The organism is Bradyrhizobium sp. 26S5, assembly GCF_036923295.1.
Lineage (GTDB): Bacteria > Pseudomonadota > Alphaproteobacteria > Rhizobiales > Xanthobacteraceae > Bradyrhizobium > Bradyrhizobium septentrionale.
The window spans coordinates 7,027,722-7,041,520 of record NZ_CP145948.1; the positions used below are offsets into that span (position 1 = coordinate 7,027,722).

The following is a 13,799-nucleotide window of genomic DNA, read 5'->3' on the forward strand; positions in this document are numbered from 1 at the left end:
TGAGCGGCCGGCACACCCGTTCACAACTCTGTTATTGCGACCGATCGCGCCCTCCGCCTCCCCCAACTGGGCACCTCGCGCTTGTTGTTGTAGCCTGGGCGGAGCAACTGCACGATCGCCAGGAGGAATTTACATGACCACCGTCGTGTTCAACCGTCGCAACCTCCTCGCCGCTGGCGGCTCCGTCCTGGCAACCGGAGTTGCCGGGCTCCTGTTGCCCGCCCGCGCGGAAGGCCTCGCACCGACCGATTCGATGTTGGGCGGGGCGAACAACTACCGCAAGGGCGCGCCGATCGTGGACCGGATCGGCAAGGGCGGCTTCTGGATGAGCGGCACCGTACGCCGCGCAGGCGACGGGACTCCACTTGCCGGGCAGCGCATCCAAATATGGGCGCACACGACCGAGGGGCAGGAGCACGAGCCGCAGAGTCATGGAGCCACGCTCACCGACAAGAATGGGGCGTTCCGTCTCGAGATGCCGCAGATCATTCCCGTCTTTGGCCAACCGCATGGTCACCTCGCCTATGACAGCGGTGAATTCAAAACCGTCTTCCTGCGTCCCATCATGCGAAGCGCAAAAGATACCAGCCTGGAGGCGCACTTCGTGCTTCAGCCGGCCTGACCGGGTTGGGATCAAAAAGGATGAGATTGGCCCGGGTAACCCTGATCTGGGCCGCTCTTGTAGCCGCCGTTTGCGTGCCGATCGCCGCTGCAGCGGCGAGCCCGCTGCTCGCATGGCGCGGTCCGGTCTACATCCTGGCCGGATTCGCAGGAATTATCGCACTGGGTCTTGTGCTCGTTCAGCCTTTACTGATTGGCGGCTACTTGCCGGGACTGGCGGCCTATCGCGGACGGCGCGCACATCACTGGATCGGAGGCACGCTGGTCGTGGCGGTGCTGGTCCACGTCGGGGGCCTTTGGATCACCAGTCCGCCGGACATGATTGACGCCCTTCTCTTCTCATCGCCGACGCCGTTTTCGCCGTGGGGTGTGATCGCCATGTGGGCAATCTTCGCCGTTGCGCTTTTGGCGGCACTGCGTCGGCGATTGGGACTCCGACCGCGAACGTGGCGCATTGCTCACATGTCCCTTGCGGTGGTTATCGTCGCGGGGAGTGTGGTCCATGGCATGCTGGTCGAGGGGACGATGGAGATGGTGTCGAAGGCGGCCCTTTGCGCACTGGTCCTCGGCGCGACCATCAAAGTCATGGCTGACTTGCGGGTGTGGCGAAAGCGAGCGACGTCGCGCGCAGAGAGCATTGCGCGACAGTAAACCAGGCGGAATTGATAGCGATACGGATCATCGGAACGTATTCCGAGTTGGGTCACTTGAGCCTCAAATCGACCGCATCAGGCCGCCATCGACGCGGATGTTCTGGCCGGTGATGTAGGCCGCGCCGTCGGAGACGAGGAACGCGATGGTTGCGGCAATTTCCTCCGCCTTGCCGTAGCGCTTCATCGGCACGCTGTCGCGGCGCTCGTCGGTTGCCGGCAAGCTGTCGATCCAGCCCGGCAACACATTGTTCATGCGGACATTGTCGGCTGCGTAGCTGTCGGTGAACAGTTTTGTGAACGCGGCGAGCCCGGCGCGGAACACCGCCGAGGTCGGAAACATCGCGCTCGGCTCGAATGCCCAGGCGGTGGAGATGTTGACGATTGTGCCGGATTTTTGCGCCTGCATGACCGGTGCGACGAGACGCGTCGGGCGGATCACGTTCATCAGATAGACGTCGAGGCCGGTGTGCCACTGCTCATCAGTCAGTTCCAGCACACCCGCGCGCGGGCCGTGGCCGGCACTGTTGACCAGGGCATCGATGCGGCCCCAGCGCGCCATCACGCCGTCGACGGCGCGCTTCAGATCCTCGTTCGAACGGTTGGAGCCGGTGAAGCCGATGCCGCCGAGTTCGCCGGCCAGCGCCTCGCCCTTGCCCGATGACGACAGGATCGCGACGCGAAAGCCATCGGCGGCAAGCCGCCGCGCCGCCGCAGCGCCCATGCCGCTGCCACCTGCGGTAACGAGTGCGACCTTCTCCAAAGCCATGACCTGATATCCCTGTGATGACGAACCTGGCGCAAGGTCTATCATCAGGGATCGCGGGACGCGACACCCGGTCTGCCGCGCAGTGTCGCACTACTTGCGGAATACCTGCTTTGAGCAGGCTTCGAACCGGGCGACGGGCCGGTCCATCTGCCACAGCTCGACATCATGGTGATCGACAAGACGGCTGGCCGATGTGATGGCCTGGTCGTCGTCGCTGCAATCCATATTGACCACGCCGATGGATCGGCTGTGCGGTCCGACGATATAGGCGCGATAGGTCGTCATCTTTGCCTCCAGGGACTGCGCTCTGCTAGTGAGCTCGCCCGAATGTGGACAGGAGGACGTATGAATTCGAGGTGGGATACCCCGCTATGGTGTAAAGACGGAATAAGCGCCGCCAAATCACAGGGGATCACGCGGCGTCTCCGGCCCGCGTTGCGTCACCGGATCAATTGACGCATGGTGACCGTCGGCCCTCCATCCTATCCTGACCGCATGACATCCCTCCTCCGATACCTAGTTATCGCTGCCGTGCTGCTGGTCGCCGGTCCCACGCTGGCGCAGACGCCCTCCATCGTCGTTGCCTCTACGACATCGACCGAGCAGTCCGGCCTGTTCGGCTATCTCTTGCCGCGCTTCACGCAGGCGTCGGGCATTGCCGTGAAGGTGGTCGCTGTCGGCACCGGTCAGGCGCTCGACATCGGACGGCGCGGCGATGCCGATGTCGTGTTCGTGCACGATCGCGTGGCCGAGGACAAATTCCTGGCCGAGGGCTTTGCGACCAAACGGTATGACGTGATGTACAACGATTTCGTCATCGTCGGTCCGAAGGCCGATCCGGCGCACATTGCCGGCGACAAGGACGTCGCGGACGCCTTGCGCAAGATCGCCGCGACGAAATCCGCCTTCATCTCGCGCGGCGACCACTCCGGGACGCATGAGGCCGAGTTGCGGCTCTGGAAGGATGCCGGTGTCGATCTCGGTTCCGCGAAGGGCCAGTGGTATCGCGAGATCGGCCAGGGCATGGGTCCGGCGCTCAACATGGCGTCGGCGTCGAATGCCTATGTGCTATCAGACCGCGGCACGTGGCTGTCATTCAAGAATCGCGGCGAGCTCGCCGTGCTGACCGAAGGCGATAAGCGACTGTTCAATCAGTACGGCGTGATGCTGGTCAATCCGGCAAAGCATCCGACGGTGAAGGCCGCCGACGGACAGGCCTTCATCGACTGGCTGGTCTCGCAGGCCGGGCAGTCGGCCATCGCCGGCTACAAGGTCGGCGGCGAGCAGCTATTTTTCCCCAACGCCGCGCACTAGCAGAAACGCGATCGTGCTGACGCTGACGCTCAGCGCAAGCAGGATCACACCGAGGCCGAGACCGAGCGCCAGTTCGCCCTTGCTGGTTTCCAGCGCGATCGCGGTCGTCATCGTGCGCGTATAGCCGCTGATATTGCCGCCCACGATGATGATGGCGCCGACCTCCGCGATGGCGCGGCCGAAGGCGGCGAGGAATGCGGTGAGAAGCGAGGCGCTGCCGAGCGAGAACAGCAGCACAAGGCTGCGCAGGCGGGACAGGCCGTCGGTGCGTATCAGGTCGGCGTATTCCGCCCACAGCAGCGCGACCGGACGATGCACCAGCGCGACCACGATCGGCGTGGCCAGGATGACCTGCGCCACCACCATCGCCGTCGGCGTGAACAACAGACCGGCGAAGCCCAGCGGTCCCGAACGCGACAGCAGGAGATATAGCCCGAGCCCGACCACCACCGGCGGCAGGCCGAGACAGGCATTGGCGAGCACGATCACCACCTGCCGTCCGCGAAACCTGGATATCGCAAGCCAGCCGCCGATCGGCGCGCCGATCAGAAGCGCGAGCAGGCTCGCCAGCAGGCTGACGCGCAACGACAATGCGACGATCCCGAGCAGCACCGGATCGCGACTGGCGATCAGTGACGCTGCCGCCGTGATGGACTGTGCGAAGTCATTCATGTTGCGGAGCGATCAATCGCTCAGGCCGGCGCGCCGTTCTTGAGCAGCTTGGTCACGGCCGCGACCAGCTCGTCGGGCGAGAACGGCTTGTTCAGCAGCACGCTGTCCGCCACGCCCCGGGTCGGCCACTCGTCGCCGCCGCCGCCGGTGATGTAGAGCACCGGGAATGACGGATCGATCTCGCGGGCGCCGCGCGCCACGCGCCAGCCGTCGAGCCGGCCAAGCAGGCGGATGTCGGTGACCAGGGCACTGTATTTGGTTCGGAACGCCTTCAGCAGCGTCAGAGCTTCCTCGCCCGAGCCTGCGATCGCCGGCTCATAGCCGCCGTCCCTCAGGGCGTCCTCTACCATCATCTGAAGATCACGATCGTCTTCGATGACGAGAATGATCGGCACGTCTTGCAAAACCTATCCCCCAGTAACCAGCCGGGTGCGCCCGGCGCGCGAGCATACGCAGAAAATAGTGGCTACCGTTTGCACGGCATCCCCAGTAAAAATACGGGTATCAGACGCGTCCCTATTCGTCGGCGAATTCGTCTTCTTCGTTGACCCCCGCTTTACCCCGCGGGGCCGGCTTTCTGCCGCCGAGCGATCCTGTGACATAAGGTTCGCGCGTTGCATAGGGGTTACGTCCGCCGGCGCGTGCCGCGACCTCCTCGCCGGAGACGGCGGCCGGCTGGCAGATCAGGCGCCGGCTCGCCCGGCGCATCAGATCCACATGGATGTGGTCGTAGTGATAGACGTTGGAGCCTGGCGCCAGCACGGTGGTGAATTGCTGGCACGCGGCGGCCTGGATGTCGCGCAGGAAGCCCTGCTCTTCCGGCAAGCCCTTCCAGCCATCCTTGACCGAGATGCGGCGGCCGTCGGCGAGCGTGAAGGCTGCGATATCGAGCGCATTGCCGAACGCGTGCTCGGAAATATGCGCGTGCGAATTGCCGTTCATGCCGCGGCAGGAATAGGCCGAGATCTGCTTGATCTCGACGACCCGCGCGCCGAACCAGCGCTGCGCCGCCGGCTGCACGGAATCGGCGAGCCAGCGCTCGAGCACCGAGACGATCGGGCACGCCAGCGTCGCCGCCGGCTTCACTGCGACCGGGCCGACCGTCATCACCGGGTTGCCGCCTGACGGACCGAGCCGTGGCGGCGGCGCGCCTGATGGCTGCTGGGAATAAGGCGCCGGCGAGTAAGGCGCGGCCCCACTGTCGCGCCGTTGATTGGACGGCAGGCCCGGATAATAAGGTCGCTCACCGCTTGAGTCGGGCGAGCCGTCAGGCGGCAGGTCGATCTCGTCCTGTTGCGGTGGAACGCCAGGCGCCGACAGCGAGACCGGCCCGTTCGGCTGGCTGCCATAGTTCGGCTGGCCGACCGCCTGATCGGAGTATGGCGCCTGCGCGGGCGGCGGGGGTTGCCGGTTGATCGGCCAACGCGGCTGGTTGCCGACCGCGGCTGGCGGACGCAGGCTGTCGTCGGCAAATCCGTAGGCCGGGCTGGCTTCGCCGAGAGCGGCGACCTTGAGCGGGAACTCGGCGCCGCAGACACCGGGCCCGGAGATCGGATCGATTCGGACGAGGTCGGCGCTTTCCTTGACCGCGCCGGATTTCAGGCAAGCGGCCTCAGCCTCGGCCCGCCACGGCTCGCGCTCGGCGGTCTGAAACAGACCGCGCCCGCAACCAGCAAGCGACACAAGGACAAGGGAGCCGACGAGATACAAACGAACTCCACGCGTCATGGCGCGGAGGTTCTGCGAATTTGATTAAAGACTCTTCAACGCAATTCGACGCGTTGATTTCAACGCCCCTTAACCATGCGCCGGAACCCGACCGAGCAAGTCGCGCGCTGCCGGGATCTATCTCCATCACTAGGTGTAACGAACGACGCCCTTGCCGCCATAGGACGACGTGACGTCGGAGAACTCGCCTTCGAAGGTCAGCAACCGCCCGGAAGGACCCACAAGCACTGTCAGGTTCACAGGTCCCCGGAATATATTTGGGGACGCTTCAAGGCCTTGATTCGACGCTGTTTTGATCCGGGCGCCGCAATGCGGCATTGCTAGGGAACAGCGGGCCGGACAGCCACGCTGACTTTTTCGACCAGGAACCGATTGCTAGCTTCAGCGTTAATGCGGGCAGCGTTGTGAACCAAGGGAGCACCCCCAATGGATTTCGCGAGTCCTCTGCTGAGCAAGCTGAGCATTGTGGCCGCGTACATCGCGTTCGCCTTCGTCGGCGCCATCATTCTCGGCGTGTTCTAGGACATTCGGCTCCTGGGACATTCGACTTGGCATTGAGTTCAGCGCCCGGCGGTCGCCCCGCCGGGCGCTTTGCTGTTTTTGTGGACGCCAACTGACTCCGTCATCCTGAGGTGCGAGCTCTTGCGAGCCTCGAAGGATGCACGGCCACAGTCGGGCCGTCGATCCTTCGAGACGGCCGCTGCGCGGCCTCCTCAGGATGACGGGACGACGGATCAGGATGACAGGTCAAAGAGCCACGTCGCGCCATCATCTCAAAAATTGGAGCAGCTCGATCCGGTGATGCCGCCGATCGTGAAATCGTGGCAGACGAGGCCAGGATTGTCGGGATCGGGATAGAAGTCGTCGCGACGGCGCGGCTCGCGGATGGTTCGGCTGAAGCGCCAGCCGCGGGCGCGCATGCAGCTCTTGTATTGCCGCGACGTCGGCGTGCCGTTCTGCGGCGCGCCGAACTGAGCATCGCAGAATGCGGTGTCGACATGCAGCGCGTCGTCGCCGCGCCGCTGCTTCAGCATGTTGGTGTAGATGTCGTTGTCGGCATGGGCGGCGACGGCGCTGCCGGCGACGAGCAGCAGCGCGACCAGGCTCAAGCGTTTCATGTTTGCCTCCATCGCTTGCGGAAGAGCGTTGACCTCCGTCGGTCGCGCGCGACGAAGCCTCAGGTTCGAAGGCGTTCAATTACAAACTGGACAGCTGCGTAGTCAGGAGCGCGGCTCGCCCTACGTGACATCGATCACGGAAGCCGGCGCCGACGGCGTGTAGCGTCCGGATCAATCGAACCCCGCCGCCCAACGCCCACGGAGACTGTCATGAAGACGTTCGTTGCGATCGCCGCGCTGCTGATGGCCACCACATCAGCCCATGCCGGCGGCTCCGGCATCACCTTCCAGATCGACGGCCAGCGCATCCATGTCGAGGCGCCGCGCAATTGCAGCGCGCTGTCCTGCATCCGCATCTTGGCGCCGGGCTATAGCGGCACGATTGGCAACATCAACCTCAAGGGCCTTGGCTCGAAGTCCAACGATGATGACGATGTGGCGTCGTCGGACGCCCCGCCTGCAGCGCCACCACCTGCGCCTGCGCCGGTGCAGGCGCAGGTGGTGCCGGCCGCGCCGGTTGCAACGGTGGTCGCGCCTTCAGCGCCTCCTCCGGCCCCGGTCGCGGCACAGCCCTCACCGCAGCCCGCTCCCATTGCCGCCGCCCCGGCACCGACCGGACCGGTCGGCGTCTGGGTCACCGAAGAGAACAAGGGCAATGTCCGCGTCGAAGCCTGCGGCGCCAATCTGTGCGGCTATTCGGTGAAGACCAACGAACGCATCCTGATCAACATGAAGCCCGACGGCAGCAAATGGAGCGGCCGCATCCACGATCCCGACTCCGGCCGCGACTACGACTCGACGGTCGCGATGAAGGGCTCGAATGCGATGCGCGTGCAGGGCTGCGCCTTCGGCGGCATGTTCTGCGGCGGCCAGACCTGGAAGCGGGTCAGCTAGGCCGTCGCAATTCGAGATCCCTCCGGTGTCCGCTGCCGCGCAACCGGCTGGCGGACATCGGATTTTGAACATCCGCCCTGACGCTTTATCGCGGCTCGTACCCATCCCTTCATGCGGATCGCCTGAAGCGCTATAAGAACAGCATTGTCGAGGGTGAATTTGAACCTGCGGGCGGCTTACGATGGCGTTGACGGCTCTTGAGCTCGGTCTCCGGGGAGCAGTGGTCGCACTGTTCCTGGTGGTTTGCGCGGTGCTGCTGCTGCGCTACGCGGCGGTCAATCGCGCCGCAAGCCTCGGCGCCGCGATGGGCGCGGCCGGCGCGGCCTATGCGATTTCGACCGCACCATTCTTTCCCGCAGCGTCATTCGGCTGGAGCTCGCCGTTCATCGCCTTGGCCATGGGCTCTCCGGTGATCTTCTGGCTGTGGGCTCGCGCGATATTCGACGAGCAGTTCGTCTTGCGGCCCTGGCACGCTGCCATATGGACGCTCCTCGCCGGCCTAGGCGTTGTCAGCCACAATTGCTGGACGATCTGGCCCGATGTCGCCAAGACGTGCGGCCGCATGCTCGCGCTGGCGACGATCGCCTTCGCCGTGCTCGGGGTCACGCAAATTCCGAAGGGCTGGCGCACCGCCGTGACGACGGCGCGCGGCCGGCTGTTGATCGCGCTGGTGATCGGCGTCGGCCTGCAGATGGTGCTCGCCGCCGCGGCAGGGCTGGCGGCAATTCCGACGCGGTCGATCAGCCTGAGCGCCGCGCTCGGCCTGGCTACATTCGCGCTGATGTCGATCTGGATGATGCTGTTCGATCCGCCCGTCGGCGAGCCGGCCGCGGCCGGCACCGGCGGCCAGGCTGGCCGGCCGTCCGGATCGTTCGAGCCCGATGGCCCGTCACCCCAGGACCGCGCGTCGCTCAATCGCCTCAACCACCTGATGACCACCGAGCGCGCCTATCGGCAGGAGGGACTGACCATCGGCCTGTTGGCGGCGCGGCTCGGGATGCCGGAATACCGGCTGCGCACGCTGATCAATGAGGGACTCGGCCACCGCAATTTCAACGCCTTCCTCAACCGCTATCGGCTCGACGAGGCCAAGGCGGCGCTCGCCGATACCAGCCAGGCCGAGGTGCCGGTGCTGACGATTGCGCTCGATGCCGGGTTCCAGTCGCTGGCGCCGTTCAACCGCGCCTTCAAGGCGGACACCGGGCTGACGCCATCAGAGTTTCGCCGGCAGGCGGCGGCCGCGCAAACCGCTGATACGGCGGAAATTGCCCGCTCGGAGTGAGAATTCTCTCCTCGATTTCAGAAATCGATAGGCCTGCAGCACCACAATCTGCCTCACTGTTGTCGACGCATGCACCGCTTGTGCGGCGCCGCGACACGGCAAGCGGAGTTTCAACGCCCGATGAAGCACTTCCTCAACGCGGCCAGGCTATTGGCCCTCGACCTGGCGTCGACCCTGGTCTTTCTTGTTCTGTTCCTGCTGACCCACAACACCGCGCTCGCGGTCGGCCTCGGCATCGCGTTCGGCGTTGCACAGATCGGCATCCAGCTCATGCGCGGGAAGCGGATCGACACCATGGAGTGGCTGAGCCTGTTCCTGGTCGTCGCCGCCGGCTCCGCGACCCTGCTCACCCATGACCCGCGCTTCGTGCTGTTCAAGCCGAGCATCATCTACGCGATCGTCGGCGTCGTGATGCTGAAGCCGGGCTGGCTCAATCGCTATCTGCCCAAGATCGCGCAGACCGTCGTGCCCGATGTCGCCGTCATGGTCGGCTATGCCTGGGCGGGCCTGATGTTCGTCTCCGCCGCCGTGAACGCCTTCGTCGCGCTGACCTGCGAGATCACGACATGGGCGATCGTGATGCCAATCTATGGCATCGTGAGCAAGATCGTGGTGTTCCTCGGCGGCTTTGCCGCGATGCGCTTCACCGCCAGGCGCCGCATCCGCGCCATGCCGGAGGCCCAGCGCGAGGCCGTGCTCGCGCTCGAGGGAGCTCCGGCGACGGCGACGCCGTAGCCGCCGACGTACCCCGTCCGGGGCGTGGTGGACGAAACAATCGGGCGCGCGACGAAACGATTTTGCGGTGCTGACGAAGAATTGCTGAAACCGGGCCTCCGTAGTCATGCACCCGGCAACGCGCTGCTTCGGCGCGATCACCACAAGGGGGACATCATGGCTTTCACCGCTTCCGCGCTCCGTCATGGCAAATTGCTGGCGGCGTTCACGCTCGGTCTGTTGACCTCGGCGTCCTATGCCTACACCGACGAGCAGCAGCAGATGTGCACCGGCGACGCGATGCGGCTGTGCAGCTCCGAGATCCCCGACGTCGATCGCGTCACCGCCTGCATGGTCCGCCAGCGTGCGCTGCTCAGCGACGGCTGCAAGGCGGTTTTCCACTATGTGCCGCCGGCAGCGGCCCCGCAGCCCGCGAGCTATACGCCTGCGGCCAAGCCAGCGAAACCACTCAACATCACCCCTCACAAGCGCGGCTAACCAAACCCCGACTGCGACCAAGCACCGTGCTTCCCGCGAGGGAGCGCGGTGCTTGATCGTTGCGGCCTGCCATGACAACAAGGCGGGACCGTTCATTCGGCATTCAGCCGGACGCGGCTCAATTGCGAGCCCCAAGTGCCTCCCGGGAATCGATGGTGATGCGCCGCACCTTCCTCTTCGCGCTTCTGCTTGGCATCGGCGCCACGATTGGTTGGCATACAACAGCCGATGCCGCGCCCGACCTGATGCAGCTTGCGCAAGCGCAGCCGGCGCCTTCGCCTGCCCCGGCGCCGAGCGCGACACCGGCCGCACCTGCAACACCTGCTCCAGCCGCGACGCCGCAGGCCGCAGCGCCCGAGCCGATCGGCAACGTCGCGACGTTGACCGGCACCGCCACGGTCATCCGCAACAACGCGACGACGCCGCTGCAGATCCGCGACGACATCTTTGCCAATGACGAGGTCGCGACATCAGCGACCTCCTCGCTCGGCATCACCTTCAACGACGGCACCACGTTCAACCTGCGCGCCAACGCCAGGATCACGATCGACAATTACGTCTATGAGGACGGCGGCCAGCAGAACAGCGCGCTGTTCAACGTCGGCAAGGGAACGGCGGCCTTCGTCGCCGCCGCGGTCGCCAGGACCGGCGACATGAAGATCTCGACGCCGACCGCGACACTCGGCATCCGCGGCACCACCGGCCTTGTCGAGGTGCCCGAAGGCGCGACCGCGACCAGCAACAATGTCGGCATCAAGCTCTATCCCGACGCCGACGGGCATGTCGGCCGCATCGAGGTCAACGACCACAGCGGCGCCTCGCTCGGCGTGCTGACGCGCGGCGCGAGCGGCTTTGCGATTCGTCCAGGCAGCGGCGGCGCCCGCTTCGCCGCGGTGCCGCTGACGATCTCGCCGCAGCAGATGACGCGCGACCAGGGTTTTGTGCGCCAGGTCCACAGCGCGCAGACGCTGGGCCGCCAGGTGGTGTCCGAGCAGCGCGACTTCCGCCGCGCCAATCCCGACTTCCGCAGAGCCAATCCGGCCGCGCCCTATCCGAACCGCGGCCAGCCGGTGCAGCCGAACCCGCAGCGCCAGAACGGCCTGCCGGGCCAGAACCGCAATGCTCCGCAACAACCGGGTCAGCAGAATCGCCCAGGCCAGCCGCAGCAGCCCGGTCAGCCGAACCGTCCCGGCCAGCCGCAGCCACCGGGCACGCCCGGCCGGCAGGGCTCGCAGCAACAGCCGGGCACGCAGCAGCAAGGCGGCGCGCAGCACGCGCTGCCCGGCCAACCCGGCGGCGCGACGCTGCCGCACGCGCCCGGTGTCCAGACGCCGGCCGGACAACAGCCTGCGGGTCAACAGCCTGCGCGCCAAGGCGGCGCGACGCAGCCCGGCGGACAACAGTCGCCTGCACGTCAGGGCGGCCTGCAGCCCGGCCGCACAGCGGCGCCGGGCGGCGTGCGCCAGCCCGGACAACCGGCGGCTCAGCCGGGTCAGCCAGGCATGCCGCGACAAGGCACGGCGCAGCCGGTGCCGCAGGCACCCGGCCAGATCCGACCCGGAATCCAGCAGGCCGCACCGGGCATCCGCCCCGGCATGCAACGGCCCGCACTGCAGCCACGCCCCGGCTTCGTGCAACGGCGCGCACCGCCGCCGCGCGCGGCAAGGCCGCCGCCCAAGGACAAGCGCCAGTAGCTGAACGAATGTGGCGCCGGCGAAAAACGCCGGCGCCACGCTCCGATCGAAAAAGCAGCAAGCAGCAGATCAGCCCCGCCTGGTGATCACGGCCTCCAGATATTCACTGGGGATGACCAGCGTCCCGTCCTTCGCGACATTGAACTGGTCCATCAGGCGGAACATGTCGGCGGCGAGCAATTGCTGCTTGACGGCATCGATCGCTCCGAATGCTTTCAGTACCGGACCGTAATAGGTGCGGAAGATCTCGAGGAAATGCTCGCGCGACCTGTAACGGAAATTGAAGTGCCTGCGCGTGGCCTCAACCGTCGCCTGGGGACCGAACAAGGCGACGAGATGGGCTTCGGTGCCCCATAGCGCGGGAGATTTCACGCCCGGGGCCGGCGGCACATATTTGCCGATGGTCTTGAACACCTGGCCGATGAAACCTTCCGGCGTCCAGCTCGCAAGGCCGATCTTGCCGCCGATGCGGCAGACACGGCGCAGCTCATTCGCGGCCTGCTGCTGGTCGGCGGTGAACATGACGCCGAATGTCGACAGCACGACGTCGAAGCTCGCATCGGCGAACGGCAGCTTCTCCGCGTCCGCTTCCTGGAACGTGACAGGCAGCCGTTCTGCGGCCGCGCGCTCGCGGCCGCGCTCGAGCAACGCTCCGACGTAATCGGTCGAGACCACGTCGGCAAAGCGCCGCGCCGCTGCCAGCGTCGCATTGCCGTTGCCGGCGGCGACGTCGAGGACAATTTGATTGCTGCGCAGGTCGACTGCCTCGCAGAGCGTTTCACCGACGATCTGAAGCGTGGTGCCGACGATGGCGTAGTCACCCGAGCTCCAGGTGGCTTGCTGGCGTGCCTTGACGGCGGCGAGATCGACGGCGGGCATTTCGGTCTGAACGTTCATGTGAATCTCCTTTGAGTATGCGGTGCGGCTTTCGGCGAGGCCGCAGCCTCGCCGAAAGTCCGTAAGTGGCGTTGAAATGCGTCGTGCAGTGCAATTGGCCCTGCGATGCGGCGGACTACGTGCGACGGTCGAGAAAGACCGGGATGGTCGACGCGGCAACAATGCTCCAATCAGAGCGATGGTTGCAGCCGTGCTTGCTACGCTGAGGCCAGACGACGGCCTGCTGCACTGGAGCTGCACGATGCTCCCGAACGACAGGCTCCTCCGCTCTGGTGAACACGGGTGAAGACAAACCCGCTATCACCAGCCCGAGAAGCCCGCTTCGAATGATCGGCCGAGAGCAGCGGTCGCCGGGCTCACGCGGCATCAGGCCGCTGACTTGCCGCTCGCGGTTTGCAAGCATGCCTGCGACCAATTGATTGACGATCCGGCGGATGCGCAAAAGCAGGATGGAAATATGCCTACGTACCGGACTTGACACGGACTCCATGAATGAAATCGACATAATCGTTTCCTTGATCAAATAGTGATGGCGTCCCGGATAATCGATTGGCCGGGATACGCCATGCGACGCCCCCCAGGCGTCACTCGGCTGCAATGGGCGGTTGGACCGGATCACCACGCACCACCACGGTTGTCGCGACCTTGTAGAATTCTTCGCCCGGCATGCCGACGCAGCGCGCATGCTCCCGGATCGAGTCGCCGTCGCGCGCCTCGTAGATGCAGAATGTGCCAATGCGACCATCTGCCTCATGCACCACGTAGCTACGGATCCAACGAACGCGGTCCGGCATCTGCTGATCGCCGATCCTGGCGGAGGTTGCGCCGGCAAGCTCCAGCTCGCTCATGTTTGCCCAGGCGCTCGGACGGCGAATGACATAGAGTTCCATCGAAATCTCCTCAGTTGCGAGTGTTGAACAGCAGGCCTGGCTCCGATGATCGCGAGCC

17 protein-coding genes are annotated in these 13,799 nt (G+C 65.5%); 8 read left to right on the plus strand and 9 right to left on the minus strand.

From position 1 onward, the window contains the following. Nucleotides 1-133: 133 nt before the first annotated feature. On the plus strand, nucleotides 134-622 hold the full coding sequence (locus tag V5279_RS33165; RefSeq protein WP_338691315.1) for a Twin-arginine translocation pathway signal: 489 nt from the start codon (nucleotides 134-136) through the stop codon (nucleotides 620-622). Between the two features lie 20 nt (nucleotides 623-642). Further along, a complete protein-coding gene (locus tag V5279_RS33170; protein WP_166304573.1) occupies nucleotides 643-1,272 on the plus strand; it encodes a ferric reductase-like transmembrane domain-containing protein in 630 nt (209 codons plus the stop codon). Between the two features lie 63 nt (nucleotides 1,273-1,335). Here V5279_RS33170 and V5279_RS33175 read toward each other — a convergent pair whose 3' ends face one another. Continuing rightward, nucleotides 1,336-2,040, minus strand: a complete 705-nt coding sequence (locus tag V5279_RS33175; protein WP_338691316.1) for an SDR family oxidoreductase — start codon at nucleotides 2,038-2,040, stop codon at nucleotides 1,336-1,338. Between the two features lie 90 nt (nucleotides 2,041-2,130). Beyond that, complete coding sequence (locus V5279_RS33180) at nucleotides 2,131-2,325, minus strand: hypothetical protein (protein ID WP_166304567.1); 195 nt, start codon at nucleotides 2,323-2,325, stop codon at nucleotides 2,131-2,133. 210 nt (nucleotides 2,326-2,535) lie between these two features. On the opposite strand from V5279_RS33180, the gene V5279_RS33185 reads away from it, so the two are divergent. Beyond that, the gene (locus V5279_RS33185; RefSeq protein ID WP_166304564.1) at nucleotides 2,536-3,354 is read left to right on the plus strand and encodes a substrate-binding domain-containing protein; all 819 of its coding nucleotides are present in this window, start codon (nucleotides 2,536-2,538) and stop codon (nucleotides 3,352-3,354) included. On the opposite strand, the gene V5279_RS33190 is transcribed toward V5279_RS33185, so the two are convergent. The 4 genes from V5279_RS33190 to V5279_RS33205 form a co-directional block, all read right to left on the minus strand. Beyond that, the gene (locus V5279_RS33190; RefSeq protein WP_338691317.1) at nucleotides 3,328-4,026 is read right to left on the minus strand and encodes an ABC transporter permease; all 699 of its coding nucleotides are present in this window, start codon (nucleotides 4,024-4,026) and stop codon (nucleotides 3,328-3,330) included. The two genes, V5279_RS33185 and V5279_RS33190, sit on opposite strands and share 27 nt — an antisense overlap. Before the next feature lie 20 nt (nucleotides 4,027-4,046). Then, nucleotides 4,047-4,430, minus strand: a complete 384-nt coding sequence (locus tag V5279_RS33195) for a response regulator (RefSeq protein WP_029078940.1) — start codon at nucleotides 4,428-4,430, stop codon at nucleotides 4,047-4,049. A gap of 112 nt (nucleotides 4,431-4,542) precedes the next feature. Beyond that, nucleotides 4,543-5,754, minus strand: coding sequence for an extensin family protein (locus V5279_RS33200; RefSeq protein ID WP_338691318.1), 1,212 nt, complete (start codon nucleotides 5,752-5,754; stop codon nucleotides 4,543-4,545). Between the two features lie 773 nt (nucleotides 5,755-6,527). Continuing rightward, nucleotides 6,528-6,872: a hypothetical protein gene (locus V5279_RS33205; RefSeq protein ID WP_166304552.1), complete on the minus strand. Its 345-nt coding sequence runs from the start codon at nucleotides 6,870-6,872 to the stop codon at nucleotides 6,528-6,530. A 210-nt stretch (nucleotides 6,873-7,082) separates the two neighbouring features. Between V5279_RS33205 and V5279_RS33210 the strand changes: the two genes are divergently transcribed. The 5 genes from V5279_RS33210 (at nucleotide 7,083) to V5279_RS33230 (ending at nucleotide 11,954) form a co-directional block, all read left to right on the plus strand. Next, nucleotides 7,083-7,766: a DUF2147 domain-containing protein gene (locus V5279_RS33210; protein WP_338691319.1), complete on the plus strand. Its 684-nt coding sequence runs from the start codon at nucleotides 7,083-7,085 to the stop codon at nucleotides 7,764-7,766. Between the two features lie 181 nt (nucleotides 7,767-7,947). Continuing rightward, the gene (locus V5279_RS33215) at nucleotides 7,948-9,048 is read left to right on the plus strand and encodes a helix-turn-helix domain-containing protein (RefSeq protein WP_338691320.1); all 1,101 of its coding nucleotides are present in this window, start codon (nucleotides 7,948-7,950) and stop codon (nucleotides 9,046-9,048) included. 120 nt (nucleotides 9,049-9,168) lie between these two features. Further along, on the plus strand, nucleotides 9,169-9,783 hold the full coding sequence (locus V5279_RS33220) for an inner membrane-spanning protein YciB (RefSeq protein ID WP_338691321.1): 615 nt from the start codon (nucleotides 9,169-9,171) through the stop codon (nucleotides 9,781-9,783). A gap of 156 nt (nucleotides 9,784-9,939) precedes the next feature. Then, a complete protein-coding gene (locus tag V5279_RS33225; RefSeq protein ID WP_338691322.1) occupies nucleotides 9,940-10,260 on the plus strand; it encodes a hypothetical protein in 321 nt (106 codons plus the stop codon). Between the two features lie 158 nt (nucleotides 10,261-10,418). Continuing rightward, a complete protein-coding gene (locus tag V5279_RS33230; protein ID WP_414645862.1) occupies nucleotides 10,419-11,954 on the plus strand; it encodes a FecR family protein in 1,536 nt (511 codons plus the stop codon). 69 nt (nucleotides 11,955-12,023) lie between these two features. On the opposite strand, the gene V5279_RS33235 is transcribed toward V5279_RS33230, so the two are convergent. The 3 genes from V5279_RS33235 to V5279_RS33245 form a co-directional block, all read right to left on the minus strand. Next, the gene (locus V5279_RS33235; RefSeq protein ID WP_338691324.1) at nucleotides 12,024-12,851 is read right to left on the minus strand and encodes a class I SAM-dependent methyltransferase; all 828 of its coding nucleotides are present in this window, start codon (nucleotides 12,849-12,851) and stop codon (nucleotides 12,024-12,026) included. A gap of 115 nt (nucleotides 12,852-12,966) precedes the next feature. Further along, nucleotides 12,967-13,356: a hypothetical protein gene (locus V5279_RS33240; RefSeq protein WP_338691325.1), complete on the minus strand. Its 390-nt coding sequence runs from the start codon at nucleotides 13,354-13,356 to the stop codon at nucleotides 12,967-12,969. Nucleotides 13,357-13,435: 79 nt separating this feature from the next. After that, complete coding sequence (locus tag V5279_RS33245; protein WP_029078950.1) at nucleotides 13,436-13,741, minus strand: nickel-binding protein; 306 nt, start codon at nucleotides 13,739-13,741, stop codon at nucleotides 13,436-13,438. Between the last annotated feature and the right edge of the window lie 58 nt (nucleotides 13,742-13,799).

Excerpts from the sequence above, each read along its gene's own strand:
- V5279_RS33165 (WP_338691315.1), top strand. The coding sequence starts at position 134 with ATGACCACCGTCGTGTTCAACCGTCGCAACCTCCTCGCCGCTGGCGGC.
- V5279_RS33170 (WP_166304573.1), top strand. The coding sequence starts at position 643 with ATGAGATTGGCCCGGGTAACCCTGATCTGGGCCGCTCTTGTAGCCGCC.
- V5279_RS33175 (WP_338691316.1), bottom strand. The coding sequence starts at position 2,040 with ATGGCTTTGGAGAAGGTCGCACTCGTTACCGCAGGTGGCAGCGGCATG.
- V5279_RS33180 (WP_166304567.1), bottom strand. The coding sequence starts at position 2,325 with ATGACGACCTATCGCGCCTATATCGTCGGACCGCACAGCCGATCCATC.
- V5279_RS33185 (WP_166304564.1), top strand. The coding sequence starts at position 2,536 with ATGACATCCCTCCTCCGATACCTAGTTATCGCTGCCGTGCTGCTGGTC.
- V5279_RS33190 (WP_338691317.1), bottom strand. The coding sequence starts at position 4,026 with ATGAATGACTTCGCACAGTCCATCACGGCGGCAGCGTCACTGATCGCC.
- V5279_RS33200 (WP_338691318.1), bottom strand. The coding sequence starts at position 5,754 with ATGACGCGTGGAGTTCGTTTGTATCTCGTCGGCTCCCTTGTCCTTGTG.
- V5279_RS33205 (WP_166304552.1), bottom strand. The coding sequence starts at position 6,872 with ATGAAACGCTTGAGCCTGGTCGCGCTGCTGCTCGTCGCCGGCAGCGCC.
- V5279_RS33210 (WP_338691319.1), top strand. The coding sequence starts at position 7,083 with ATGAAGACGTTCGTTGCGATCGCCGCGCTGCTGATGGCCACCACATCA.
- V5279_RS33215 (WP_338691320.1), top strand. The coding sequence starts at position 7,948 with ATGGCGTTGACGGCTCTTGAGCTCGGTCTCCGGGGAGCAGTGGTCGCA.
- V5279_RS33220 (WP_338691321.1), top strand. The coding sequence starts at position 9,169 with ATGAAGCACTTCCTCAACGCGGCCAGGCTATTGGCCCTCGACCTGGCG.
- V5279_RS33225 (WP_338691322.1), top strand. The coding sequence starts at position 9,940 with ATGGCTTTCACCGCTTCCGCGCTCCGTCATGGCAAATTGCTGGCGGCG.
- V5279_RS33230 (WP_414645862.1), top strand. The coding sequence starts at position 10,419 with ATGCGCCGCACCTTCCTCTTCGCGCTTCTGCTTGGCATCGGCGCCACG.
- V5279_RS33235 (WP_338691324.1), bottom strand. The coding sequence starts at position 12,851 with ATGAACGTTCAGACCGAAATGCCCGCCGTCGATCTCGCCGCCGTCAAG.
- V5279_RS33240 (WP_338691325.1), bottom strand. The coding sequence starts at position 13,356 with ATGTCGATTTCATTCATGGAGTCCGTGTCAAGTCCGGTACGTAGGCAT.
- V5279_RS33245 (WP_029078950.1), bottom strand. The coding sequence starts at position 13,741 with ATGGAACTCTATGTCATTCGCCGTCCGAGCGCCTGGGCAAACATGAGC.